21 protein-coding genes and 1 pseudogene are annotated in these 25,041 nt (G+C 57.0%); 1 reads left to right on the forward strand and 21 read right to left on the reverse strand.

What is annotated here, in order from left to right; genetic code table 11:
* Positions 1 to 191: 191 nt before the first annotated feature.
* The 6 genes from AACY07_RS01545 to AACY07_RS01570 form a co-directional block, all read right to left on the reverse strand.
* On the reverse strand, positions 192 to 827 hold the full coding sequence (locus tag AACY07_RS01545; RefSeq protein WP_219261723.1) for a protein-L-isoaspartate(D-aspartate) O-methyltransferase: 636 nt from the start codon (positions 825 to 827) through the stop codon (positions 192 to 194).
* 41 nt (positions 828 to 868) lie between these two features.
* A complete protein-coding gene (gene surE / locus AACY07_RS01550; RefSeq protein ID WP_133077710.1) occupies positions 869 to 1,618 on the reverse strand; it encodes a 5'/3'-nucleotidase SurE in 750 nt (249 codons plus the stop codon).
* A complete protein-coding gene (gene truD / locus AACY07_RS01555) occupies positions 1,606 to 2,664 on the reverse strand; it encodes a tRNA pseudouridine(13) synthase TruD (RefSeq protein WP_339473208.1) in 1,059 nt (352 codons plus the stop codon). The genes surE and truD overlap by 13 nt, the downstream gene beginning before the upstream one ends.
* Positions 2,661 to 3,134: a 2-C-methyl-D-erythritol 2,4-cyclodiphosphate synthase gene (ispF, locus tag AACY07_RS01560; protein ID WP_095001325.1), complete on the reverse strand. Its 474-nt coding sequence runs from the start codon at positions 3,132 to 3,134 to the stop codon at positions 2,661 to 2,663. The genes truD and ispF overlap by 4 nt, the downstream gene beginning before the upstream one ends.
* A gap of 62 nt (positions 3,135 to 3,196) precedes the next feature.
* Complete coding sequence (gene fghA / locus AACY07_RS01565; RefSeq protein ID WP_133077712.1) at positions 3,197 to 4,039, reverse strand: S-formylglutathione hydrolase; 843 nt, start codon at positions 4,037 to 4,039, stop codon at positions 3,197 to 3,199.
* Between the two features lie 155 nt (positions 4,040 to 4,194).
* Positions 4,195 to 5,307, reverse strand: coding sequence for an S-(hydroxymethyl)glutathione dehydrogenase/class III alcohol dehydrogenase (locus AACY07_RS01570; RefSeq protein ID WP_133077713.1), 1,113 nt, complete (start codon positions 5,305 to 5,307; stop codon positions 4,195 to 4,197).
* A 108-nt stretch (positions 5,308 to 5,415) separates the two neighbouring features.
* Here AACY07_RS01570 and AACY07_RS01575 point away from each other — a divergent pair, with 108 nt between their 5' ends.
* Positions 5,416 to 6,312: a LysR substrate-binding domain-containing protein gene (locus AACY07_RS01575; protein WP_133077714.1), complete on the forward strand. Its 897-nt coding sequence runs from the start codon at positions 5,416 to 5,418 to the stop codon at positions 6,310 to 6,312.
* Positions 6,313 to 6,435: 123 nt separating this feature from the next.
* On the opposite strand, the gene ispD is transcribed toward AACY07_RS01575, so the two are convergent.
* The 15 genes and pseudogenes from ispD to bamA all read right to left on the reverse strand — a co-directional run bounded on the left by ispD (position 6,436) and on the right by bamA (position 24,977).
* Positions 6,436 to 7,140 (reverse strand): 2-C-methyl-D-erythritol 4-phosphate cytidylyltransferase, encoded by a 705-nt coding sequence (gene ispD / locus AACY07_RS01580; RefSeq protein ID WP_339473211.1) that lies wholly within the window; start codon positions 7,138 to 7,140, stop codon positions 6,436 to 6,438.
* A complete protein-coding gene (gene ftsB / locus AACY07_RS01585) occupies positions 7,137 to 7,415 on the reverse strand; it encodes a cell division protein FtsB (protein WP_019822218.1) in 279 nt (92 codons plus the stop codon). The genes ispD and ftsB overlap by 4 nt, the downstream gene beginning before the upstream one ends.
* A gap of 168 nt (positions 7,416 to 7,583) precedes the next feature.
* Positions 7,584 to 8,873 carry a phosphopyruvate hydratase gene (gene eno, locus AACY07_RS01590; protein WP_133077716.1) on the reverse strand — a complete coding sequence of 430 codons (1,290 nt, stop codon included), beginning with the start codon at positions 8,871 to 8,873 and terminating at the stop codon, positions 7,584 to 7,586.
* Positions 8,874 to 9,026: 153 nt separating this feature from the next.
* Entirely contained in the window at positions 9,027 to 9,872 is an 846-nt protein-coding gene (gene kdsA / locus AACY07_RS01595) for a 3-deoxy-8-phosphooctulonate synthase (protein WP_019822215.1), read from the reverse strand.
* Between the two features lie 5 nt (positions 9,873 to 9,877).
* On the reverse strand, positions 9,878 to 11,509 hold the full coding sequence (locus tag AACY07_RS01600) for a CTP synthase (RefSeq protein ID WP_019822213.1): 1,632 nt from the start codon (positions 11,507 to 11,509) through the stop codon (positions 9,878 to 9,880).
* A 272-nt stretch (positions 11,510 to 11,781) separates the two neighbouring features.
* Positions 11,782 to 13,098, reverse strand: coding sequence for a tRNA lysidine(34) synthetase TilS (gene tilS / locus AACY07_RS01605; RefSeq protein WP_339473212.1), 1,317 nt, complete (start codon positions 13,096 to 13,098; stop codon positions 11,782 to 11,784).
* Positions 13,099 to 13,206: 108 nt separating this feature from the next.
* A complete protein-coding gene (locus tag AACY07_RS01610; protein WP_046810490.1) occupies positions 13,207 to 14,154 on the reverse strand; it encodes an acetyl-CoA carboxylase carboxyltransferase subunit alpha in 948 nt (315 codons plus the stop codon).
* Between the two features lie 184 nt (positions 14,155 to 14,338).
* On the reverse strand, positions 14,339 to 17,860 hold the full coding sequence (dnaE, locus tag AACY07_RS01615) for a DNA polymerase III subunit alpha (RefSeq protein WP_133077718.1): 3,522 nt from the start codon (positions 17,858 to 17,860) through the stop codon (positions 14,339 to 14,341).
* Between the two features lie 78 nt (positions 17,861 to 17,938).
* Positions 17,939 to 18,556 (reverse strand): ribonuclease HII, encoded by a 618-nt coding sequence (rnhB, locus tag AACY07_RS01620; protein WP_133077719.1) that lies wholly within the window; start codon positions 18,554 to 18,556, stop codon positions 17,939 to 17,941.
* Between the two features lie 11 nt (positions 18,557 to 18,567).
* Positions 18,568 to 19,698 carry a lipid-A-disaccharide synthase gene (lpxB, locus tag AACY07_RS01625; RefSeq protein ID WP_339473214.1) on the reverse strand — a complete coding sequence of 377 codons (1,131 nt, stop codon included), beginning with the start codon at positions 19,696 to 19,698 and terminating at the stop codon, positions 18,568 to 18,570.
* 2 nt (positions 19,699 to 19,700) lie between these two features.
* Positions 19,701 to 20,477 (reverse strand): acyl-ACP--UDP-N-acetylglucosamine O-acyltransferase, encoded by a 777-nt coding sequence (gene lpxA, locus AACY07_RS01630; RefSeq protein WP_339473215.1) that lies wholly within the window; start codon positions 20,475 to 20,477, stop codon positions 19,701 to 19,703.
* Positions 20,474 to 20,914 (reverse strand): 3-hydroxyacyl-ACP dehydratase FabZ, encoded by a 441-nt coding sequence (gene fabZ, locus AACY07_RS01635; RefSeq protein ID WP_016781990.1) that lies wholly within the window; start codon positions 20,912 to 20,914, stop codon positions 20,474 to 20,476. Before fabZ ends, lpxA begins: the two co-directional genes overlap by 4 nt.
* Positions 20,915 to 21,023: 109 nt before the next feature.
* A pseudogene (gene lpxD, locus AACY07_RS01640) lies at positions 21,024 to 22,078 on the reverse strand (UDP-3-O-(3-hydroxymyristoyl)glucosamine N-acyltransferase).
* Positions 22,079 to 22,080: 2 nt separating this feature from the next.
* On the reverse strand, positions 22,081 to 22,584 hold the full coding sequence (locus tag AACY07_RS01645) for an OmpH family outer membrane protein (RefSeq protein ID WP_003440444.1): 504 nt from the start codon (positions 22,582 to 22,584) through the stop codon (positions 22,081 to 22,083).
* Positions 22,585 to 22,628: 44 nt separating this feature from the next.
* Entirely contained in the window at positions 22,629 to 24,977 is a 2,349-nt protein-coding gene (bamA, locus tag AACY07_RS01650) for an outer membrane protein assembly factor BamA (RefSeq protein WP_133077723.1), read from the reverse strand.
* Positions 24,978 to 25,041 lie beyond the last annotated feature (64 nt).

The raw sequence follows: 25,041 nt of genomic DNA on the forward strand, positions 1-25,041 counted from the left end.
ATGGCTAAATAGTAAAACGCCAGTACTGGCCATGGTTTAGCGCAAGTATAACTGGCTACAGGGCTTTTACAGACTGCAAAGCCGAATCATAAACACACTGTATAAAATATAAACAAACACTGGGCAGGGCCCGGGTGACGGGCTTTATGACCCGCAGCTCACCCTATAATTCACCCGACGCCAATAAAGACTCAGGCCAGCGGCCCGTTAAGCAGTGGCACAAAGCGCACATTACCGATTACCCGTCGGGCAAAGCCGTGCTCTTCGCGTACGATCAACATCAACTGCTGGACCTCTCCCGCACCGACAGGGATCACCATGCGTCCACCGGGGGCCAGTTGGTCGAGCAATGCCTGAGGCACATCGGTCGCGACGGCCGTCACGATGATGCCGTTGTAAGGTGCCAGCGCAGGCCAGCCCTCCCAGCCATCGCCCCAACGGAACACCAGGTTGCGCAGATTGAGTTCAAGCAATCGTTCCTTGGCCCGATCCTGCAGCACCTTGATGCGCTCAACCGAGAATATCCGTTCAACCAGCTGCGAGAGCACGGCGGTTTGATAACCCGATCCGGTGCCGATCTCCATCACCTTGTCCAACGGCCCGTCCTCAAGCAGCAGCTCGCTCATGCGCGCCACCATGTAAGGCTGGGAGATGGTCTGGTTATTGCCGATGGGCAGCGCCGTGTCTTCGTATGCCCGATGGGCCAGGGCTTCATCCACAAACAAATGACGTGGCGTGCGGCGAATGACCTCAAGCACGTCCTGGTTAACGATGCCCTCTTCACGCAGGCGCTGAATCAGCCGCTCTCGTGTACGCTCAGAGGTCATGCCAATGCCACGGTGCATCATGCCATCCTGCTCGCGCGCCATCAGCCCATGCCCTCCAGCCAGTCATTCAGGCTTTTGAAACCATCCCCAAACGTGCGATCCAGTTGCAGCGGCGTGATCGACACATACCCCTGCATCACGGCATGAAAGTCGGTGCCCGGACCGCCATCTTCGGCGTCACCTGCCGCGGCAATCCAGTAACCGGCCTTGCCTCGCGGATCAACCACCCGCACCGGCGCCGCAGCGCGTGCCCGATGCCCGAGGCGGGTCAGTTGAATGCCGCGAATTTTCTCGAGCGGCAAGTTGGGAATATTCACATTGAGGACCGTACGCGGCGGCAAGTCCAGCGATGCGTGGGCTTCAAGCAGCTTGCGGGCAAAAAAAGCCGCAGTCGCCAAGTTGTCCACCTGGCGCGACACCAACGAAAAGGCAAAGGATGGACGATCCAGAAAACGCCCCTCAAGTGCCGCCGCTACAGTGCCGGAATACAACACGTCGTCACCCAGATTGGCACCCAGGTTGATCCCTGACACCACCATGTCCGGTTGCGGCTCCAGCAAGCCGTGAAGGCCCAGGTGCACGCAGTCGGTGGGTGTGCCATTAATGCTGATAAAGCCATTGGCCAAGGTGTGTGGATGCAGGGGACGATCCAGGGTAAGCGAACTGCTCGCCCCGCTTTTGTCTTGATCCGGGGCAACCACCACGCATTCAGCGTAGTCGGCCAGCGCACCGTAGAGCGCAGCCAACCCCGGAGCGGTGACCCCATCATCGTTTGAAATCAGAATACGCATAGGCTATCCGCTTGATCCAAAGGCACCAGATCAACAAGCTCGCGCACCAGAACAGTGGCGAAGCATCCGGCCGGCAGAACAAATTCCAGTTGCAGAATGTCAGGCTGCGGATAATGCCACGTCAATCGTCCAATGGGCAGTCGCAGGATACGTCGCTCATGGCTCATGCCTGAGCGAACCAGCCAGTCACGCAATTGGGCTTCACGCTCTGCAATCGACTGCTCCAGCGCATGGGTCACGCCGGTGGTCGGTGACTCACCCTCGCCCCACTGGGGGCCGGTGGGGTGCAGATCGAGAATAGCCAGCCGCGGATCGCTGCATTCAGCCTCGCCTGCCGGGAAAAAACTGCGACTGTCGGTAAAGGCCAGCAAATCGCCGACCTGTGCCCGCTGCCAGCTACCATCCGCCACCCGTGCGGCCAGCACCTGATTGAACAGATAGCTGCGGGCAGTGGATAACAGACGCGAGCGAACGTTGCGCTGCTCAGGCAAGGCCTTGCGCGCAGCATAGTCACGCGCCTCGCCCACATTGCCACCCTGCCAGCCGAAACGCTGGGTGCCGAAATAGTTCGGCACACCCTGTTTGGCGATCAGTTCAAGGCGTTGCTGCAGCGCGTCCTTGTCCCCGGCCAGTTGCGTCAGGCGCAGTGTGAAACCGTTGGCGGCATGGGCACCACGCTGCAATTTACGTTTGTGGCGTGAGGTCTTGAGAATTTTCAGGGTGTCGTTTTCAGCGCCCGACAAGTCAGGGTCTGCCTTGCCCGGCAGCTGCACGCTGAACCATTGGCGAGTTAACGCCTGGCGGTCCTTGAGGCCCGCGTAACTGACCGTGCGCAAAGGCACGCCCGCCGCCTTGGCAATGCGACGCGCTGCTTCTTCGGTATTCAGGCCACGCTTTTCAACCCACAACCACAGGTGCTCGCCGTCCCCGGACAGCGGTATATCAAGCACCTCGTCGACTTGAAAATCTTCAGCCGTCGCTTTGAGCACGGCAGTGCCCAATGCCTCGCCGTAGGCCCGAGGGCCGAGCAGATCCGACTCGTTCATGAGCGAACCAACAACGCAATGGAATGCACCGCAATACCTTCTTCACGACCCACGAAGCCAAGCTTTTCGGTGGTCGTGGCCTTTACGTTTACCTGGTCCAAGTCAACCTCTAGATCCGCGGCAATCAGCGCACGCATCGTTTCAATATGCGGCGCCATTTTTGGCGCCTGGGCAATGATGGTGTTGTCGACATTGCCGACTTTCCAGCCCTTGGCATGGATCAGACCCACAACATGACGCAGCAGGACACGACTGTCAGCGCCCTTGAAGGTCGGATCGGTGTCCGGAAAATGTTTGCCTATATCGCCAAGCGCCGCAGCCCCCAGCAAGGCATCGCTGAGGGCATGCAAAAGCACATCGCCATCAGAATGGGCCAGCAGCCCGAATTTGTGGGAGATCCGCACGCCGCCCAACGTAATGAAATCGCCTTCAGCGAAACAGTGCACATCATAGCCGTGGCCAATACGCATAAAAAAACGCCCCGATTAAGTCAGGGCGTGATTCTACCTACTTTGACCAACATTGGGCGCTATTAGCTCAGTGCATTGGCGTGATGACGCAAGTGGTCATCGATGAAACTTGCGATGAAGAAATAGCTATGGTCGTAGCCTGGCTGCAGTCGCAGGGTCAGCGGGTAGTCGGCCAGTTTGGCGGCCTGCTGCAGCACCTCAGGCTTGAGCTGGACAGCCAGGAAGTCATCCCGATCACCCTGATCAACCAGCAGCGGCAGTTTTTCACGCGCTTCGCCAATCAACACGCTGGCATCCCACTCACGCCAGCGAGCACGCTCCTCGCCCAAATAGTTGGAGAACGCCTTTTGCCCCCATGGGCAGTCCATCGGATTACTGATCGGCGCGAAGGCTGACACCGACTGATAGCGTCCTGGATTGCGCAATGCACAAACCAATGCCCCGTGCCCGCCCATCGAGTGCCCGCTGATACCGCGCTTTTGCGAAGCGGGAAAATGCGCTTCGACCAAAGCCGGCAACTCCTGCACTACATAATCGTGCATCCGATAATGCTGCGCCCAAGGCTCTTGCGTAGCGTTCAGGTAAAAACCTGCACCCAATCCAAAGTCCCAGGCGCCCTGCGGGTCATCCGGCACACCTTCGCCACGGGGGCTGGTGTCCGGCGCCACGATGATCAGCCCCAACTCGGCAGCCATCTTCATTGCACCTGCCTTGTGCATGAAATTCTCGTCGGTACAGGTCAAGCCAGACAGCCAGTAAAGCACCGGCAACTTTGCCCCCTGCTCCGCCTGCGGCGGCAAGTACACGGCGAATACCATGTCGCAGCCCAGCACTTCAGAACGATGCTTGTAACGCTTGTGCCAACCGCCAAAGCTTTTTTGGCAGGAGATATTTTCCAGTGTCATGGGCAACTCCAGACCGCAAGCAAAACACCCCACCTGTGGGAGCGGGCTGGCTCGCGATGCAGACAACTCGGTCTTTCAGTCAAACCGGGTAGCAGCAATCGCGAGCAAGCCCGCTCCCACACGTGTTTAGCGGTGTTTAGACTTACCGCTGTTAATTAGAAATGGATGACGGTACGAATGCTTTTGCCTTCATGCATCAGGTCAAATGCCTTATTGATATCTTCCAGGCCCATGGTGTGAGTGATGAAGGTATCCAGCGGAATCTCGCCGCTTTGCGCCATGTCGACATAGCTTGGCAGTTCCGTACGACCACGCACGCCACCAAACGCCGAACCGCGCCAGACGCGACCGGTCACCAACTGGAATGGACGGGTGGAAATTTCCTGGCCTGCACCGGCTACGCCGATGATCACAGACTCGCCCCACCCTTTGTGACAGCACTCCAGCGCCGCACGCATCAAATGCACATTGCCAATGCATTCAAAGGAGAAATCGACCCCCCCATCCGTCATGTCGACGATCACTTCCTGAATCGGGCGATCGAAGTCTTTCGGGTTGACGCAATCGGTCGCACCCAACTGCCGGGCGATTTCAAACTTGGCCGGGTTGATGTCGATGGCAATGATCCGTGCAGCCTTGGCTTTCACCGCACCGATCACCGCGGACAGGCCAATACCGCCCAGACCGAAGATGGCCACGGTGTCACCCGGCTTGACCTTGGCGGTGTTGAGCACCGCGCCGATCCCGGTCGTCACGCCGCAACCCAGCAGGCAAACCTTCTCAAGCGGCGCATCTTTCTGAATCTTGGCGACCGATATTTCCGGGAGCACGGTGTATTCAGAAAAGGTCGAAGTCCCCATGTAGTGGAAAATCGGCTGACCCTTGTAGGAGAAACGCGTAGTGCCGTCCGGCATCAAGCCCTTGCCTTGGGTAGAGCGAATCGCCTGGCACAGGTTGGTCTTGCCCGACAGACAGAATTTGCACTTGCCGCACTCGGGGGTGTACAGCGGGATGACATGATCACCGACCGCAACGGAGGTCACGCCCTCGCCAATCGCTTCAACGATGGCGCCGCCCTCATGGCCCAGGATCGACGGGAAGATGCCTTCCGGGTCCGCGCCTGACAAGGTGTAGGCATCGGTATGGCAAACACCCGACGCCACAACCCGCAGCAGCACTTCGCCAGCCTTGGGCATGGCAACGTCAACTTCTACGATTTCCAGGGGCTTTTTGGCCTCGAAAGCTACGGCAGCACGTGACTTGATCATCGATCGTCTCCAGCAAAGTAAAAACAAGACGCCGAGTGTAAATCAGCGCTGAGTGATTAATAATCCAGGCAAAAGCAAAACATTATTGCCATGCAGGGATAATCAGCCGTGAATGAAAACCGCTGGGAAGGTATCGATGAGTTTGTCGCCGTGGCCGAGTGCGGCCAATTTACGGCGGCGGCCGAGCGCCTTGGCGTCTCGTCATCCCATATCAGTCGCCAGGTCGCGCGCCTCGAAGAGCGTCTGCAGACCCGTCTGTTTTATCGCAGTACCCGCAAGGTAACGCTGACCGAGGCAGGGCAAACTTTTTTGCAGCATTGCCAGCGCCTGCAGGACGGACGTGAAGAAGCACTGCGAGCGGTGGGAGATCTGGCCAGCGAGCCCAAGGGCATGTTGCGCATGACCTGCGCGGTGGCCTATGGCGAACGATTTATCGTGCCATTGGTGACGCGTTTCATGGGGCTGTATCCGCAGTTGCGGGTCGACATAGAACTCAGCAATCGGCCACTGGACCTGGTACATGAAAGCCTGGATCTGGCGATTCGACTGGGACGCTTGCAGGACTCAAGGCTGGTGGCCACGCGGCTCGCACCCAGGCGCATGTATGTCTGCGCGTCACCTTCCTACCTGGAACATTATGGCCGCCCCCACAGCCTGTCAGAGCTGAGCCGACATAACTGTCTGATTGGTAGCTCGGATCTATGGCAATTGCAGCAGGACGGGCGTGAGTTTTCGCAACGGGTGCAGGGGAATTGGCGCTGCAATAGTGGGCAAGCGGTATTGGATGCGGCACTTCAAGGTGTAGGGCTTTGTCAGCTGCCGGACTATTACGTACTGGAGCATTTGAAGACGGGGGCCCTGGTGTCTTTGCTCGACACTCACCAGCCACCAAACACTGCTGTCTGGGCGCTTTATCCGCAACAGCGGCACTTGTCGCCCAAGGTCAGAAAGCTGGTGGATTACTTGAAGGAAGGTTTGGCCAAGCGGGAGGAGTATCAGGGGTAAGCCGCTGCTGCTTTTACCTGTAGGAGCGGGCTTGCTCGCGATGCAGACGCCACGGTCTGCCGGGTAAACCAGGTGATGTCATCGCGAGCAAGCCCGCTCCCACAAGTCACCAGGACGCGCTGATCAGCGAGTGGCCCAACGCAAACGCAACCACTCAAGGTCTTCCGGGCGAGTGACCTTGATATTGTCCCCACGCCCTTCGATCAGTCGCGGGGCCAGGCCGGCCCATTCCATTGCAGAAGATTCGTCCGTGATGGTCGCTTCGGCCACAAGGCTGTCCGCCAGAGCGCGATGCAATGGCCCCAGGCGAAACATCTGCGGTGTATAGGCTTGCCAGATCAAACTGCGATCAACGGTTTCGACCACACGACCTTTTTTGTCCACTCGCTTGAGTGTGTCCCGCGCAGGAACAGCCAGCAAACCACCCACCGGGTCGTCAGCCAACTCACCCAGCAGCTTGTCCAGGTCTTCACGGGACAGGTTTGGACGTGCCGCATCGTGGACCAATACCCAGTCGTCATCCGCCGCACCTTGCGCATGCAGGTGCAGCAACGCGTTGAGTACGGAGTCTGCCCGTTCCCGCCCGCCGTCCACGCGCACAACCCGCGAATCAGATGCACACGGCAATGACGGCCAGAAGGGATCATCAAAAGCGACGCTGACCACCAGCCCCTTGAGGCCTGGATGATCGAGAAAACAGCTGATGCTGTGTTCGAGAATACTGCGCCCGCCCAATTGCAAATATTGCTTGGGACGGTCCGCGGCCATACGGGCACCCACGCCCGCGGCAGGAATCACGGCCCAAAAGGCCGGTGATGAATGACTCATTGGGCCAACTGATAGAGGGTTTCACCCTCCTTGATCATGCCCAACTCATGGCGAGCGCGTTCTTCAACGGTCTCCATGCCTTTTTTAAGCTCCAGCACTTCCGCATCCAGCACGCGGTTACGCTCCAGCAAAATTTCGTTTTCAGCACGCTGATCGGCGATTTGCTGAGTCAGGTCGGTAACCTGCGCCAAACTGCCATTCCCCACCCACAGGCGATACTGTAGGCCAGCCAGCAGCAAGAGCAGGACGAGAAACAACCAATAGGGACTGCGCATCGAATATCAGGTATCCAGTAAAAAGACAGCCATGCCGACAAACGTAAACAACGAATAGTACAAAGCCTGGAAGAACCAGGCTTGTATACAGAAGCATCAGATTAGTGTCAAAAGACCCGCATTGACGAGCTTTTCAACACAATCTGCTGACTTTTTACGATTCAGTACTCAGCCGCGGAACTCGCCACGACCGTTGTACTTGGCTTTTGCACCCAATTGCTCTTCGATACGCAGCAATTGGTTGTACTTGGAAACACGATCAGAACGGCACAGAGAGCCGGTCTTGATCTGGCCAGCCGAAGTACCCACCGCCAGATCGGCAATCGTGGAATCTTCGGTTTCGCCGGAGCGGTGCGAGATCACAGCCGTGTAACCAGCAGCCTTGGCCATCTGAATGGCTTCCAGCGTTTCGGTCAGGGTACCGATCTGGTTGAACTTGATCAGGATCGAGTTGGCAATGCTCTTGTCGATGCCTTCTTTCAGGATCTTGGTGTTGGTTACGAACAGGTCGTCACCCACCAGCTGAACCTTCTCACCGATTTTGTCGGTCAGGATTTTCCAGCCATCCCAGTCAGACTCGTCCAGGCCGTCTTCGATGGAGATGATCGGGTAGCGCTGAGTCAGACCCTTGAGGTATTCAGCAAAGCCTTCGGAACTGAAGACTTGACCTTCGCCCGACAGGTTGTATTTACCGTCTTCGTAGAATTCGCTGGCAGCGCAGTCCAGAGCCAGGGTCACGTCAGTGCCCAGGGTGTAACCGGCGTTTGCAACGGCTTCGGAGATCACTTTAAGTGCATCTTCGTTGGAAGCCAGGTTAGGTGCGAAACCACCTTCGTCGCCCACTGCGGTGTTCAGGCCACGGGCCTTGAGCACAGCTTTGAGGTGATGGAAGATTTCGGTGCCCATGCGCAGCGCGTCAGAAAAAGTCTTGGCGCCAACCGGCTGAACCATGAACTCTTGAATGTCGACGTTGTTATCAGCGTGCTCGCCACCGTTGATGATGTTCATCATCGGAACCGGCATCGAGTAAACACCCGGAGTGCCGTTCAGGTTGGCAATGTGTGCGTACAGCGGCAGGTCCTGGTCCTGGGCAGCGGCTTTGGCAGCAGCCAGAGACACGGCCAGGATGGCGTTGGCGCCCAGGGAGCCTTTGTTCTCAGTGCCGTCCAGCGCGATCATCGCGTGGTCCAGCGCCTTTTGGTCAACCGGGTCTTTACCCAGCAGCAAATCACGAATCGGGCCATTGATGTTGGCAACGGCTTTCAGCACGCCTTTGCCCAGGTAACGGCTCTTGTCGCCATCACGCAGTTCCAGCGCTTCGCGGGAACCAGTGGATGCACCGGACGGCGCGCAAGCACTGCCGATGATGCCGTTGTCGAGAAGCACGTCCGCTTCCACAGTGGGATTGCCACGGGAGTCGAGAACTTCACGACCTTTGATGTCGACGATTTTTGCCATTGTTGTAAACACTCCAAAGTTGACGAAAACGACGCAGCTGAGGGAAATATTGTTATCGGCGGCAAGGGGCAAATAGCAGGCAGCCTTGCGGGCGATAAGGCTCGGGCCCTGAGGCCCGAGAAATCGTGCGGTACTTTACCGGAGAAACGAGGTTTACGCGGTTTCTATTGTCGGAAAACTTTTAACCAACTCATCCAGAGACTTCAGCTGGGCCAGGAAAGGCTCCAGCTTGTCCAGACGCAAGGCGCAAGGGCCGTCGCATTTGGCATTGTCCGGATCCGGGTGCGCCTCAAGGAACAGGCCCGCCAGGCCCTGGCTGATGCCAGCCTTGGCCAGGTCGGTCACTTGGGCACGACGACCACCGGCTGAGTCCGAGCGACCACCGGGCATTTGCAGCGCGTGGGTCACGTCGAAAAAGACCGGGTATTCGAACTGCTTCATGATGCCGAAGCCCAGCATGTCTACAACAAGGTTGTTGTAGCCAAAGCTGGAACCACGCTCGCAAAGGATCAACTGATCATTGCCCGCTTCTTCGCATTTGCTCAGGATGTGCTTCATTTCCTGAGGCGCAAGGAATTGGGCCTTTTTGATGTTGATCACGGCGCCGGTCTTGGCCATGGCCACGACCAGGTCAGTCTGACGCGACAGGAACGCCGGCAACTGGATGATGTCGCAGACTTCGGCGACCACGGCTGCTTGCGCAGGCTCGTGAACGTCGGTGATCAGCGGCACACCGAAAGCAGCCTTGATGTCCTGAAAAATCCGCATGCCTTCTTCGAGGCCGGGGCCACGGTAAGAGCTGACAGATGAACGGTTGGCCTTGTCGAAACTGGCCTTGAACACGTAAGGGATGCCGAGCTTTTCGGTAACCCGTACGTACTCTTCGCACACCTGCATGGCCATATCACGGCTTTCCAGCACGTTCATGCCACCGAACAAGACCATTGGCTTGTCGTTGGCAATTTCGATATTGCCTACACGGATAATCTTTTGCGCCATTCTGATTACGCCTTCTTCTCGTGTTGCGCCAGTGCAGCTTTGACGAAACCGGTGAACAGTGGATGGCCATCACGTGGCGTGGAGGTGAACTCCGGGTGGAACTGGCAAGCGACGAACCAAGGATGATCCGGAGCTTCAACCACTTCTACCAGCGCGCCGTCACCGGAGCGACCGGTCACTTTCAGGCCTGCTTCAGTCAGTTGCGGCAGCAGGTTGTTGTTCACTTCGTAGCGATGACGATGACGTTCAACAATCACGTCCTTGGCATAGCAGTCGTGAACCAGGGAACCGGCTTGCAGCTGGCAATCCTGCGCACCCAGACGCATGGTGCCGCCCAGATCCGACGTTTCGGTACGGGTTTCGACTGCACCGGTGGCGTCTTCCCACTCAGTGATCAGGCCCACAACCGGATGGCCGCTGCTGCGATCGAACTCGGTGGAGTTGGCGTCTTTCCAGCCCAGCACGTTACGTGCGAACTCGATTACCGCTACTTGCATGCCCAGACAGATACCCAGGTATGGAACCTTGTTCTCGCGAGCGTACTGAACAGCAGTGATCTTGCCTTCTACGCCGCGCAGACCGAAGCCGCCCGGAACCAGAATGGCATCACAGCCTTCAAGCAGTTCAGTGCCTTTGTTTTCGATGTCTTCGGAGTCGATATAACGCAGGTTGACCTTGGTACGGTTGGAAATACCGGCGTGACTCATCGCTTCGATCAGCGACTTGTACGCGTCCAGCAGCTCCATGTACTTGCCCACCATCGCGATGGTGACTTCGTGCTCTGGATTGAGCTTGGCATCGACAACCTGTTCCCATTCGGACAGGTCGGCGCTGTTGCATTCCAGGCCGAAACGCTCGACAACGAAATCATCCAGACCCTGGGCGTGCAGCATGCCCGGGATGCGGTAGATGGTGTCGGCGTCTTCCAGCGAAATAACGGCACGCTCTTCAACGTTGGTGAACAACGCAATCTTGCGACGCGAAGAAATATCAACGTGGTGATCGGAACGGCAGATCAGGACATCTGGCTGCAGGCCGATGGAGCGCAATTCTTTAACCGAGTGTTGCGTTGGTTTGGTTTTCGTTTCGCCAGCAGTGGCGATGTACGGAACCAGCGTCAGGTGCATCAGCATGGCGCGCTTGGCGCCCACTTCGATGCGCAACTGACGGATAGCCTCGAGGAACGGTTGGGACTCAATGTCACCCACAGTACCGCCAATCTCAACCATCGCTACGTCGGCATCGCCGGCGCCCTTGATGATCCGACGTTTGATTTCGTCGGTGATGTGCGGAATCACCTGGATGGTTGCACCCAGGTAATCACCACGGCGCTCCTTGCGCAGGACGTGTTCGTAAACGCGGCCCGTGGTGAAGTTGTTGTTCTGGGTCATGGTCGTGCGGATGAACCGCTCGTAATGCCCCAAGTCCAGGTCGGTTTCGGCGCCGTCGTGTGTGACGAACACTTCACCGTGCTGGAACGGGCTCATGGTGCCCGGATCAACGTTGATGTAGGGGTCCAGCTTCAGCATGGTGACCTTAAGTCCCCGCGCCTCCAGGATGGCTGCCAATGAAGCCGAGGCAATGCCTTTCCCCAATGAAGAAACAACACCGCCCGTGACGAAGATGTAGCGCGTCATGAAAAACCCTAGAAGTCTGCGTTAAAGCGGTCAGAGCCGCCGGGGAAAGCGAAGGAAGGCCGAAGCCCCCAATCACCAGCATTAGTCACAGTGCACCTTTCGAAAAACTGCTGCGTTGAAACAGACCGACGTAAATCATCGGTTCGATGCAAGCCACACATTTTTTTAAAATCGCCCAGCAAAGACTGCTTGGTAATCGGCAACTTCTGTAATTCCGGTGAATCCACAGAAGTTGTATCAAGAAGGGAGCGTAGTCTACCGGAAACCCCCTTTCAGCTCAAACCTTGATCGCTCGAAGTTGGCAGCCACTGTAATTGCCAGCGTCCACAGGGGCTGGAGTCCAGTCCATTGAGGTTTGCCACGGCCAATAACTGCTCATTGCGGTACAGAAGCGGCAATCTGCCACGGGCAAACAACGGAACACCCCGTTCGTTGAACAACCGCTTCAGATCACGGTGACCGCGCTGTTCCAGCGCCATCACTTCGCCCCCTTGACGATAGCTCACTTGCAAGGGGCCATCGGCCGCCGTCCCGACAAAGCGCACCTGACCATTACCCGGCAGAGTCAGCGCCTGGTCGGGTTGCGTCCACAATCCTGGCACAGCGGGCGGGAGCAACCAGTCACCGGACAACCACCAGATGCGGCCGCCAGCGCGATGCAGCTCACCGCCGGCGAGTTTCCAGAGCGGTTGGGCACCCTCACGGGCGTCACGCAGGGCATTCCACCCAGCCCAGTGATCGGTATCAGGCAATGGGGTGAATGCTGCCAGCCAGTGACGCAATGCGTTGCGCTGACGTGCAGGCGACAGCCGGACGATGGGCGCAAGCGCCAGCGAAGGCACCCCGAGCCAGGCAAACTCGGTGTCTGTACCCGCATCGCGAAGATCCTGTTGCGCCAACTCATCAAGCAGACCTTGAGCCTCGGCACAATGGGCTGCACTGCGGGCCAGGCTGGCAGCCGCCTGTGGCCATCGCCTTGCGAGGACTGGAAACACTTCATGGCGCAAATAATTACGGGAAAAATCTGTTTGGGCGTTGGACGGGTCTTCGATCCAGCCCAGCCCCTGCTCAAGGGCGTAAGCCTCAAGCTGAGCGCGAGAAACGTCCAGCAAAGGCCGACACAGGTGCCCTGCCCCCAAACGTCGTTGACGAGGCATGGCCGCCAACCCGTTGACCCCTGCCCCTCTCAACAGGCGAAACAACAGGGTTTCAGCCTGATCGTCACGGTGCTGCCCGACCAGCAGCACCTCCTCAACACCTGTCAGCTCAGCAAACGCCTGATAGCGCGCATCCCGCGCCGCACGCTCGACACTTGCGCCTGCCTGCACCTGCACGCGAATCACCTGCAACGGCACGCTCAGCCTGTCACACAGCGCCTGGCAATGATCCGGCCACGCATCAGCCACCGCCTGCAGGCCATGATGAACATGGACAGCGGTAATGGGCGGTAATGGGTGGGTCTGACGCAATTGAACGAGAAGGTGAAGCAGCACAGTCGAATCGAGACCGCCGGAGAGCGCGACATGCCAAGCCTTGGCGTTGCGCCAGGGGCTGAGGGCTTGCAGCAGCGGAATCGATAGACTGGGCATTACGCAATCCTGTAGGAGCGGGCTTGCTCGCGATGCTGACTACTCGATCTTTGAGCCAAACCGCGCAGATGCCATCGCGGGCAAGCCCGCTCCCACACTAAATCTGAATCAGAGACCGTAGCTCATCAGACGATCGTAACGACGCTTGAGCAGTGTTTCGTGATCCAGCTTGTTCAGCATGTCCAGCTGGGAAATCAGGTCGGCACGAATGCTGGCAGACGCAGCAGCCGGGTCACGGTGTGCGCCACCCAATGGCTCGCCAATTACCTTGTCCACGATACCCAGGCCTTTGAGGCGCTCGGCGGTAATGCCCATGGCCTCAGCGGCGTCCGGTGCTTTTTCTGCGGTTTTCCACAGAATCGATGCGCAACCTTCCGGCGAGATCACCGCGTAGGTCGAGTACTGCAGCATGTTCAACTGGTCGCAAACGCCAATCGCCAAGGCACCGCCCGAACCGCCTTCGCCGATAACGGTGGCGATGATCGGGGTTTTCAGGCGCGACATGACACGCAGGTTCCAGGCAATGGCCTCGCTCTGGTTACGCTCTTCAGCGTCGATGCCAGGGTAAGCACCCGGCGTGTCGATGAAGGTCAGGATCGGCATTTTGAAACGCTCGGCCATTTCCATCAAACGGCAGGCTTTGCGATAGCCTTCAGGACGCGGCATACCGAAGTTGCGGCGTACCTTTTCACGGACTTCACGGCCTTTCTGGTGACCAATCACCATCACTGGCTGATCGTCCAGGCGGGCAATACCGCCAACGATGGCCGCATCATCCGAGAAATGACGGTCGCCATGCAGCTCATCGAACTCGGTGAAGATGTGATCGATGTAGTCCAGTGTGTATGGACGACGCGGGTGACGGGCCAAACGGGCAATCTGCCAGCTGGTCAGCTTGCCGAAAATATCTTCAGTCAGCGTTTTGCTTTTGTCTTGCAGACGAGAGATTTCATCACTGATATTCAGCGAATTGTCATTACCAACCAAGCGCAACTCTTCGATTTTGGCTTGCAGGTCAGCAATCGGCTGTTCGAAATCAAGAAAATTCGGGTTCATAAGCATCCGTCTTGGGTCGGCGGCAAAGCATGCCAGAAGGTCTGAAACCCAGCATTTACTGGCGTTTCGAACCGAGCTGGGGCAGCCGGTTGATCTGTATCGCGCCTACCTTAAGGGACAGGCGCTCTCAGGTCGAGATTAAAAATTCAGGTCGAGGTCAGGGCGCAGCTGTAGCCCCTGACCGTCAACGGTATTGGAGGAAGACGTTGTCTCGCCCGAACTGGTCACGCAGGGCTTGAATCAAGCTGTCTGCCGGATCGATCCGCCAGGTCTCGCCAAACTGCAACATGGCCTTGGCGTCTTCGCCGGTGTAATCCATGGTGATCGGGCACGCACCACGATGTTTCTTGAACAATTCGCCCAACCAGCGCAACTGATCGCCCTTGAGTGCAGCCCGATTCACTTTCAGGCGCAAGCTCTCGGCCAGGCTGGTGCGGGCATCTTCCATGCTCATCACCCGCTTGACCCTCAGGCGCAGCCCGCCAGAGAAGTCATCATTACTGACCTCCCCTTCGACCACCACCATCGCATCGGTCTGCAACAATGACTGTGCCGAATGGAAGGCCTCGGCAAACAGCGAGGCTTCGATACGCGCCGATCGGTCGTCGAGGGTGATAAAGCCCATCTTGTCGCCTTTTTTGTTCTTCATCACCCGTAACGCAATGATCATCCCGGCAACGGTCTGAGTATCGCGCGCAGGCTTGAGATCAATAATCCGCTGACGCGCAAAACGACGGATTTCGCCTTCATATTCGTCAATCGGATGACCGGTCAGGTACAGGCCCAACGTGTCCTTCTCGCCTTTGAGTCGCTCCTTGAGCGTCAGTTCCTTGGCCTTGCGGTGATTGGCGTAGACGTCCGCGTCCACTTCGACAAACAACCCGCCAAACAGGTCGGCGTGACCGCTGTCATGGGTGCGCGCGGTTTGTTCGGCCGCCTTGATGGCTTCTTCCAGGGCCGACAACAACACCGCGCGGTTCTGGTCGATGCTGGCTTGCCAGGCTTTGGGCTCGTCATGAAAGAACGGCCCAAGACGGTCCAGTGCACCACTTCGAATCAGACCGTCGAGAGTGCGCTTGTTGATGCGCTTGAGGTCAACCCGGGCACAGAAATCGAACAGATCCGTGAACGGACCGTCCTGACGCGCTTCGGTGATGGCCTCTACAGGCCCCTCGCCAACACCCTTGATCGCCCCAAGGCCGTAAATGATCCGGCCTTCATCGTTTACGGTGAATTTGAACTCCGAGGCGTTCACGTCCGGCGCGTCCAGACGCAGCTTCATGCTGCGAATTTCCTCGATCAGGATCACGACCTTGTCGGTGTTATGCATATCCGCCGACAGTACCGCGGCCATGAAAGGTGCCGGGTAGTGGGTTTTCAGCCAGGCAGTCTGGTACGACACCAGGCCGTAGGCAGCGGAGTGAGACTTGTTGAATCCGTAACCGGCGAATTTCTCTACCAGGTCAAAAATGTTACCGGCCAGGTCGCCATCAATGTTGTTGTTGGCACAACCCTCAATAAAGCCGCCGCGCTGCTTGGCCATTTCTTCGGGTTTTTTCTTACCCATTGCACGACGCAGCATGTCGGCGCCGCCGAGGGTATAACCGGCCATGACCTGGGCAATCTGCATCACCTGTTCCTGGTACAGGATGATGCCGTAGGTCGGTGCCAATACTGGCTTGAGACCTTCGTACTGATAGTCGGAATGCGGGTACGCCAATTCGGCGCGACCGTGCTTGCGGTTGATAAAGTCATCAACCATGCCGGACTGCAGCGGACCCGGACGGAACAGGGCCACCAGTGCGATCAAGTCTTCCAGGCAGTCGGGCTTGAGCTTTTTGATCAGCTCTTTCATGCCGCGCGACTCAAGCTGGAACACCGCCGTGGTCTCGGCCTTTTGCAGCAATTGATACGTAGGCTTGTCGTCGAGCGGGATAAAGGCGATATCCAGTGGCGGCTCATCAACCTTGGCGCGATCGCGGTTGATGGTTTTCAGCGCCCAGTCAATAACCGTCAGGGTCCGCAGACCCAGGAAGTCGAACTTCACCAGGCCGGCAGACTCAACGTCATCTTTATCGAACTGGGTAACCAGACCGCCGCCCTCTTCATCGCAGTAAATCGGCGAGAAGTCGGTCAGTTTGGTCGGCGCGATAACCACACCACCGGCGTGCTTGCCGACGTTACGCACAACGCCTTCAAGTTTGCGGGCCATTTCCCAGATTTCAGCGGCTTCCTCATCGACCTTGATGAAGTCACGCAGGATTTCTTCTTGCTCAAAGGCTTTTTCAAGGGTCATGCCGACTTCAAACGGAATCATCTTCGACAGACGATCCGCCAGGCCGTAAGACTTGCCCTGCACCCGCGCCACGTCACGGATTACCGCCTTGGCAGCCATCGAACCAAACGTGATGATCTGGCTTACAGCGTTGCGGCCATATTTTTCGGCCACATACTCGATCACCCGGTCACGACCGTCCATGCAGAAGTCGACGTCGAAGTCGGGCATCGATACCCGTTCCGGGTTAAGGAATCGCTCGAACAGCAGGTCGTATTCCAGCGGGTCGAGGTCAGTAATCTTCTGCACATAGGCCACCAGCGACCCGGCACCCGATCCACGGCCCGGCCCCACAGGCACGCCGTTGCTCTTGGCCCACTGGATAAAGTCCATCACGATCAGGAAGTAGCCCGGGAACCCCATCTGGATGATGATATCCAGCTCGAAATTCAGCCGGTCGACATACACCTGCCGCTTGGCGTCGTAATCCTCGGTGGTGTCCCTGGGCAGCAGAACGCTCAGACGATCTTCCAGACCATCAAACGACACCTTGCGAAAATACTCATCGATGGTCATGCCATCGGGAATCGGAAAGTTGGGCAAAAAGTGAGTGCCCAGCTTCACTTCGATATTGCAGCGCTTGGCAATTTCAACCGTGTTTGCCAGCGCCTCAGGCAAGTCACTGAACAGCTCGGCCATTTCCTCGGCGCTTTTCAGATACTGCTGATCGCTGTAATTCTTGGAGCGGCGCGGGTCATCCAGCGCCCGGCCTTCACCGATGCACACACGGGTTTCGTGGGCTTCGAAATCCTGCTGCTTGATGAAACGCACATCGTTGGTCGCAACCAGTGGCGCGCCAATTTTGTCCGCCAGGGCGACGGCAGCATGCAGATGCTCTTCATCGTTGGGACGCTTGGTGCGCTGAACTTCGATGTAGAAACGGTCCGGGAACACCGCCATCCATTCGCGGGCCAGGGCCTCGGCTTCTTCAGTGTTGCCACTGATCAGCGCGACGCCAATCTCGCCCTCTTTCGCCGCCGACAACATGATCAGGCCTTCTGCAGCCTCGGCAACCCATTCGCGTTCAATGATGACCTGGCCATTACGCTGGCCATCGATGTAACCACGGGAAATAAGCTCGGTCAGGTTGCGATAACCCAACGGGTTCATCGCCAGCAGGCTGATTCGGCTGAGCGGGTTTTCCGGATCCTTGTTCGACAGCCACAGGTCCGCACCACTGATCGGCTTGATCCCGCCCCCCATGGCGGCCTTATAGAACTTGACCAGGGAGCACATGTTGTTCTGATCGGTCACCGCAACAGCGGGCATATTCATGCCAGCCAGGGTTTTGATCAGCGGTTTGATCCGCACCAGGCCATCGACCAGGGAATATTCAGTGTGCAGGCGCAGGTGAACGAATGAAGCCGGCATGGTGATCCTGTCTATAAGCTTTGAGAAACAACAAGGCCCGGATTGTACCGGGCCTTGGCAAAAACATCAGCCTTGCGGCTAAACCTTGGCAAGACCTTCAAGCGCCTCATACGCACGACGAACCGGGCCAAACGAACGCCGGTGAATCGGTGTCGGGCCCAGACGTTCAAGCGCTTCGAGGTGAACAGCCGTTGGATACCCCTTGTGCCCACCAATCCCATAGCCCGGGTATTGCAGCTCAAAGGCAGCCATTTCACGGTCACGACTGACCTTGGCCAAAATCGATGCTGCTGCAATTGCAGGCACCTTGCTATCGCCCTTCACCACTGCTTCTGAAGGCATTGTCAGCTTGGGGCAGCGATTGCCGTCGATCATCGCCAATTTAGGGGTAATGCTCAGCCCTTCGACAGCGCGCTGCATGGCCAGCATCGTGGCGTGCAAAATATTCAGCTCATCGATTTCTTCAACTTCGGCCCGGGCAATACACCAGCTCAAAGCCTTTTCACGGATTTCGTCGTACAGCTTTTCGCGACGGGCCTCGGTGAGTTTTTTCGAGTCGTTGAGCCCGGCTATAGGCCGGTTTGGGTCAAGAATAACGGCCGCCGTCACGACAGCGCCGCACAATGGGCCGCGCCCCACTTCGTCGACACCGGCCACGAGGTCTTCGACCAGATTGAAATCCAACCCGATTTGCATGGTTACTTTACTCATTTGGATTGTGCAATCAGGTCCAGCACCGCTTTAGCGGCCTGATTGGAAGCGTCGAGACGCAATGTACGATGAATTTCGTCAAAGCCGCGGGTCTGCTCCTCGCCACCCTCGAGCAAAGGCAGCAACGTGCGGGCCAGCGCCTCAGGCGTGGCGGCATCCTGCAAGAGCTCGGGCACCAACATGCGCTGAGCCAGCAAATTGGGCAGCGACACGTAAGGGCTTTTGACCAGCCGCTTGAGGATCCAGAACGTCAGACGTGCAAGGCGATAAGCCACCACCATTGGCCGTTTGTAGAGCAAGGCCTCAAGCGTCGCGGTACCGGATGCAATCAATACCGCATCACAGGCCGCCAGTGCCAGATGGGATTGACCGTCAAGCAAGGTCAGCGGCAGATCACGCCCCACCAGCATCTGCTCGATCTGCTCGCGGCGTGCGGCGCTCGCGCATGGCAACACAAAATGCACATCTGGCCGGGCCTCTCGAATTATCTGTGCCGCATCGAGAAACAAACCGCCCAGCTTGCCCACTTCTCCGCCGCGACTGCCCGGCATCAAGGCGACCAACGGCCCGTCAGACAGGCCCAACTCGGCTCGGGCACCGGCTTTATCGGCCTCAAGGGGGATAGTGTCGGCCAATGAATGACCAACGAAGCGCACGGGCACGCCGTGCTCTTCGTAGAATTTGGCTTCAAACGGCAGCAGCGTCAGCATCAAATCGCAGCCTTCGCGAATTTTCAGCACTCGCTTCTGACGCCACGCCCATACGGACGGGCTGACGTAATGCACGGTCTTGATCCCGGCACGGCGCAATTGAAGTTCAATATTGAGGGTGAAATCGGGGGCATCGATACCGATAAACACATCGGGTTTTTCGGCGATCAGGGTCTGGACAAGGAGTTTGCGACGCTTAAGCAATTCACGCAGACGACCCAGCACTTCGACCAGGCCCATTACCGACAGGCGTTCCATCGGGAAGTAGGAGCTCATGCCCTCAGCTTCCATCAACGGACCGCCAACGCCGATAAATTCGATATCAGAATGCTGAGCCTTGAGCGCTCTCATCAATCCAGAGCCCAAAATGTCGCCCGAGGCCTCTCCCGCCACCAGCGCGATACGCAATCTGGCCATGACTAGCGCGTAATGCCGCGGGAGGAAGAACGAATGGACTCTACAAACATGGCAACTTCCGGGAACTGCACCGCAGGCTCAGCCAACTCGGCGAGCGCCTGGTCAACGGTCAAGCCCTGGCGATAAACCACTTTGTAGGCACGACGCAACGCATGAATGGCATCTTCACTGAAACCGCGACGACGCATACCTTCGAAGTTCATGCTGCGTGCTTCGGCAGGACTGCCAAACACGGTCACGAACGCAGGCACATCCTTGCCGATTGCAGTACCCATGCCCGAAAAGCTGTGGGCACCGATGTGGCAGAACTGATGAACCAGCGTGAAACCTGACAGGATCGCCCAATCACCCATATGCACATGACCCGCCAACGCGGCGTTATTGACCAGAATGCAATGGTTGCCGATGACGCTGTCATGGCCGATGTGAGCATAGGCCATCACCAGATTGTGATCGCCCAGGGTAGTTTCGGCACGGTCCTGAATCGTTCCGCGATGAATAGTGACCCCTTCACGAATAACGTTATGGTCACCGATCACCAGGCGAGTTTCCTCCCCCTTGTACTTGAGATCAGGCGTGTCTTCACCTACCGAAGAAAACTGGTAGATGCGATTGTGCTTACCGATTTTGGTTGGGCCTTTGAGAATTACATGCGGCCCAATCACTGTCCCCTCGCCGATTTCCACACCAGCGCCGACGATCGACCAAGGGCCGATCTCGACGTCGTCGGCCAAAATGGCCGTCGGATCGATGATTGCGCGAGGGTCAATCAAACTCATAGTTTGCGTTCCGCACAGATAATTTCAGCCGAGCATACCGGCTTGCCATCAACCGTTGCCTGGCATTCAAACTTCCAGATGGAGCGTTTGCAGCTCAGGAACTTGGCCTCCAGGATCAGTTGATCACCTGGCAGCACAGGTTGACGGAAGCGCAGTTTGTCGGAGCCTACGAAGTAGTAGAGCGTACCATCAGCCGGCTTGAGGTCCATCATCTTGAAGCCAAGGATGCCAGCAGCCTGAGCCATGGCTTCAATGATCAATACACCGGGCATGATCGGGTGCGCCGGGAAGTGACCGTTGAAAAATGGCTCGTTGATGCTGACATTCTTGTAGGCACGAATGCGCTTGTTCTCGACATCCAGATCCACCACTCGGTCCACCAGCAGGAACGGGTAACGGTGGGGCAGATATTCGCGAATCTCGTTGATGTCCATCATTTCGTGGGGAAGCCTGTAATAAAGATTGGGCGCGCGCGACTAAGGCGCGCTCCTCTAGCAAATCAAGGAAGCAAACCAGAGGCTCTGCATGCTTGATATGGAAATTGTATTAGCCTTTTGAAGAAGCATTACCGTCGGGGGTCACTTACCGACGCGCTTTTCCAGTTGTTTCAACCGCCGGGCTATATCGTCCAACTGACGAATACGTGCCGCACTTTTGCGCCACTCAGCGGCTGGCTGCATGGCGGTGCCGGAAGAGTAGGCGCCAGGCTCGGTAATCGAGTGGGTCACCATCGTCATGCCAGTCAAGAACACATTGTCACAAATTTCAATGTGCCCCACCAAACCGACACCCCCCGCCAACATGCAGTGCTTGCCGATTTTAGTGCTACCGGAAATCCCTACACAGGCGGCCATAGCCGTATGGTCACCGATCTGAACGTTGTGCGCGATCTGGATCTGGTTGTCCAGCTTGACGCCATTACCGATCAGCGTGTCAGCCAAAGCACCGCGATCGATAGCGGTATTGACACCGATTTCGACATCATCACCGATGGTCACGCCACCGATTTGCGCAATCTTTTGCCAAACACCCTTCTCATTGGCAAAGCCAAAACCTTCGCCTCCCAGCACAGCACCCGACTGAATGACGACTCGCTTGCCGATGCGGACATCGTGATAGAGCGTCACTCGTGGAGCCAGCCAGCCGCCTTCGCCAATTTCGCAACGAGCCCCGATGAAGCAATGGGGCCCGACCGTGACACCGGCAGCGATGCGAGCACCGCTTTCGATCACGGCAAAAGCACCAATGCTCGCCGCAGGGTCAACCACCGCGTCAGCAGCAATGACCGCCGTTGGATGAACGCCGGCAGCCGCCTTGGGCTTGGGATCGAACAGATGGGAGATGCGTGCATATGCCAGGTAAGGATCAGGTACAACCAGGGCATCACCGGCATACTCTTCGGCGTCAGCAGCCTTGAGCAATACAGCTCCAGCCTGGCAATCGACGAGAAATTTCCGGTACTGGGGGTTGGCCAGAAAGCTCAACTGAGCTGGGCCAGCCTCTTGCAAAGTGGCTAGCCCAGTGATTTCTTTCTCCGCAGAGCCACGCAAGGTGGCGCCGAGGAACTCGGCCAATTGGCCGAGTTTTATAGTCGCAGTCATAATTACTTCAGCTGGTTCATGCGCTCGATAACTTGGCGAGTGATGTCGTACTGAGGCTTAACATCAATCACAGCACCACGCTCGAACACCAAGTCAAAGGCGCCTTTTTTGATGACTTCTTCAACAGCGCTGTCCAGTTTTGGCTTCAGCTGTTTCAGCATTTCGCGGTCAGCAACGGCTTTGGCTTCGTTCAGTTCCTTGGACTGGAACTGGAAGTCACGGGCCTTTTGCTTGAATTCAAGCTCCAGACGCTCACGCTCGCCCTGCTGCATTTTGTCGCCGCCCTTTACCAGACGGTCCTGAATACCTTTGGCGCTGCTTTCCAGGCTTTTGAGCTTGGTCAGTTGCGGGCCAAATTTCTTCTCGGCATCTACGGCATAGCGCTTGGCAGCGTCCGATTCAAGCAACGCCATCTGATAGTTCAGTACGGCAATTTTCATATCGGCGAAAGCCGGGCCAGCTACCAAAACCGAAGCCAGGAGAACCAATTGAGTCAACTTACGCACGATGCACTCCTAAAAAATCCGTTGTCTGTATCTAAGGTCAGGCTTTAGAAAGTCTGGCCGAGGGAGAATTGGAACACTTGAGTGTCTGCGTCATCCGGTTTCTTGATCGGCATGGCCAAGCTGAAGCTCAACGGGCCAAGCGCAGTCACCCAGGTCACACCAACACCAACAGAACTGGCCATATTGCTGAAGCTGATATCGCAATCCTTGGTTTCGCCCTTGCAGTTGGTGTCAAACACGTTACCCACATCCCAGAACACGGAGGTACGCAGGGAACGCTGGTCTTTCACAAACGGCATAGGGAACAGAACCTCGACACCACCCTGGATCAGCACGTTACCACCAAATGGCAGCGGGTCCTGGTCCGGGTCAGCAATGGTGCCCGGGTTTTTACCGGTACTTGGCGTGCTGCGAGGACCAAGAGCGCTGTCCTTGAAGCCACGTACCGAGTTGAAACCACCGGCGTAGTAGTTCTCGTAGAACGGCAAGCCCGCAGTCGAACCGTAACCATCACCATAGCCCAACTCTGTGTGCAGACGCATGGTGTAGGTATCGGTCAACGGCTGGAACAACTGGGCGCGATAATCAAGTTTGTAGAACTGCAGGTCGCTGCCCGGGATTGTCGTTTCGAGCACCAGGCTCTGCGAGCTGCCGCGAGTTGGCAATACACCTTTGTTCAGGGTCGACTCAGACCAGCCAACCGACGCCTTGAAGTTGAGGTACTTGTCGCCTTCACGGTTTACGAAGTCGAAAATCTCGTCAACGGTGTACTGACCCGTGCTGATTTCATCCTGCTGCACAGTCAAGCCGTAGGTCAGACGCGATGTGTCGCTGATCGGGTAGCCCATGGTGATACCAGCGCCCAGGCTGTCCACCGAGTAGTTTGCTACGTCAACGTCGAGATCTTTGTAGTCGGTGGTGCGGTAGAACGCGTTGTAACCCAGGCTCACGCCATCAGCAGTCCAGTAAGGATCAACGTAGCTGAAGTTGTAGCGGCTCTGGTATTCGCTGCGCGTCAAACCAAGGCTGACCTTGTTACCCGTACCCAGGAAGTTGTTCTGGGTGATCGAGCCACCAAGGATCAAACCGGCGCTCTGGGCAAAACCGACGCTTGCAGTGATCGAACCCGACGCCTGTTCTTCAACGGCGTAGTTTACGTCCACCATATCGTCAGTACCCGGTACTGCCGGGGTTTCGACGTTCACTTCCTTGAAGAAGCCCAGGCGCTCGAGGCGGACCTTGGACTGATCAATCAGGTAAGTCGACGCCCAGCCACCTTCCATCTGACGCATTTCGCGACGCAGCACTTCGTCTTCCGACTTGGTGTTACCGCGGTAGTTGATGCGGTTTACGTAAGCACGCTTGCCCGGATCAACCACAAACGTGATGGCAACGGTGTGATTTTCAGGGTTTGGCTGAGGTACGCCGTTAACGTTGGCGAAGGTGTAACCCTCGTTACCCAGACGACGGGTAATCAGCTCGGAGGTGGTGGTCATCAGCTTGCGCGAGAACACCTGGCCCGGCTGAACGAGCAACAGCGACTTGATCTGGTCTTCCGGAACCTTGAGGTCACCGCTCAGTTTCACTTCGCCGACGTTGTATTTCTCGCCTTCATTCACGTTGACAGTGATGTAGACGCTTTTCTTGTCGGGAGTGATCGAAACCTGGGTCGAAGCGATATCCATATTGATATAGCCACGATCGAGGTAGTAAGAGCGCAGACGCTCAAGGTCACCCGAGAGTTTTTCACGTGCGTACTTGTCGTCGTTCTTGAAGAACGACAACCAGTTCGTGGTTTTGAGCTCGAACAGGTCAACCAGGTCAGATTCCGGGAAAACCGTGTTGCCCACCACGTTGATGTGCTGGATAGCGGCAACAGTGCCTTCGTTGATGTTGACCTTCAAGGCAACGCGGTTACGCGGCTCGGACACCACTTCGGTGTCGACAGTCGCCGAGTAGCGGCCCTGGGCAACATACTGACGTTGCAGTTCGTTACGCACACCTTCAAGGGTGGCGCGCTGGAAAATTTCACCTTCGGCCAGCCCCGACTGTTTAAGACCTTTCATCAGGTCATCAGTGGAGATCGCCTTGTTCCCGTCAATGGTGATGCTGGAGACAGAAGGACGCTCGACAACCGTGATAACAAGCACGTTGCCATCACGACCCAGTTGGATATCCTGAAAGAACCCGGTTTTGAACAACGCACGAGTGGATTCCACCAAACGGCGGTCATCCGCTACCTCACCCACGTTCAGGGGCAACGCACCAAACACGCTACCGGCGGAAACCCGCTGGAGCCCGTTGACACGGATATCAGAGATAGTGAAGGACTCGGCGTGAACTTCGGCGATCATCAGTACGGCGAGAACCGCAGTTAGCAGCAGACGTTTCATGAAGTCCTTTCTTATTCCAACTGGCAATAAACAAACTGCCGCAAAATGCGGCAGATTCGCAATT

The organism is Pseudomonas sp. RL_5y_Pfl2_69, assembly GCF_963970465.1.
In the GTDB taxonomy this organism is placed as follows: domain Bacteria; phylum Pseudomonadota; class Gammaproteobacteria; order Pseudomonadales; family Pseudomonadaceae; genus Aquipseudomonas.

What these genes read in the sequence shown, in the direction of transcription:
- bamA (WP_133077723.1), bottom strand. Translation starts at nt 24,977, where the DNA reads ATGAAACGTCTGCTGCTAACTGCGGTTCTCGCCGTACTGATGATCGCC.
- eno (WP_133077716.1), bottom strand. Translation starts at nt 8,873, where the DNA reads ATGGCAAAAATCGTCGACATCAAAGGTCGTGAAGTTCTCGACTCCCGT.
- ftsB (WP_019822218.1), bottom strand. Translation starts at nt 7,415, where the DNA reads ATGCGCAGTCCCTATTGGTTGTTTCTCGTCCTGCTCTTGCTGCTGGCT.
- lpxB (WP_339473214.1), bottom strand. Translation starts at nt 19,698, where the DNA reads ATGGCCAGATTGCGTATCGCGCTGGTGGCGGGAGAGGCCTCGGGCGAC.
- AACY07_RS01545 (WP_219261723.1), bottom strand. Translation starts at nt 827, where the DNA reads ATGACCTCTGAGCGTACACGAGAGCGGCTGATTCAGCGCCTGCGTGAA.
- dnaE (WP_133077718.1), bottom strand. Translation starts at nt 17,860, where the DNA reads ATGCCGGCTTCATTCGTTCACCTGCGCCTGCACACTGAATATTCCCTG.
- AACY07_RS01610 (WP_046810490.1), bottom strand. Translation starts at nt 14,154, where the DNA reads ATGAACCCGAATTTTCTTGATTTCGAACAGCCGATTGCTGACCTGCAA.
- truD (WP_339473208.1), bottom strand. Translation starts at nt 2,664, where the DNA reads ATGAACGAGTCGGATCTGCTCGGCCCTCGGGCCTACGGCGAGGCATTG.
- AACY07_RS01600 (WP_019822213.1), bottom strand. Translation starts at nt 11,509, where the DNA reads ATGACGCGCTACATCTTCGTCACGGGCGGTGTTGTTTCTTCATTGGGG.
- kdsA (WP_019822215.1), bottom strand. Translation starts at nt 9,872, where the DNA reads ATGGCGCAAAAGATTATCCGTGTAGGCAATATCGAAATTGCCAACGAC.
- surE (WP_133077710.1), bottom strand. Translation starts at nt 1,618, where the DNA reads ATGCGTATTCTGATTTCAAACGATGATGGGGTCACCGCTCCGGGGTTG.
- fghA (WP_133077712.1), bottom strand. Translation starts at nt 4,039, where the DNA reads ATGACACTGGAAAATATCTCCTGCCAAAAAAGCTTTGGCGGTTGGCAC.
- tilS (WP_339473212.1), bottom strand. Translation starts at nt 13,098, where the DNA reads ATGCCCAGTCTATCGATTCCGCTGCTGCAAGCCCTCAGCCCCTGGCGC.
- ispD (WP_339473211.1), bottom strand. Translation starts at nt 7,140, where the DNA reads ATGAGTCATTCATCACCGGCCTTTTGGGCCGTGATTCCTGCCGCGGGC.
- fabZ (WP_016781990.1), bottom strand. Translation starts at nt 20,914, where the DNA reads ATGATGGACATCAACGAGATTCGCGAATATCTGCCCCACCGTTACCCG.
- lpxA (WP_339473215.1), bottom strand. Translation starts at nt 20,477, where the DNA reads ATGAGTTTGATTGACCCTCGCGCAATCATCGATCCGACGGCCATTTTG.
- ispF (WP_095001325.1), bottom strand. Translation starts at nt 3,134, where the DNA reads ATGCGTATTGGCCACGGCTATGATGTGCACTGTTTCGCTGAAGGCGAT.
- rnhB (WP_133077719.1), bottom strand. Translation starts at nt 18,556, where the DNA reads ATGCAAATCGGGTTGGATTTCAATCTGGTCGAAGACCTCGTGGCCGGT.
- AACY07_RS01570 (WP_133077713.1), bottom strand. Translation starts at nt 5,307, where the DNA reads ATGATCAAGTCACGTGCTGCCGTAGCTTTCGAGGCCAAAAAGCCCCTG.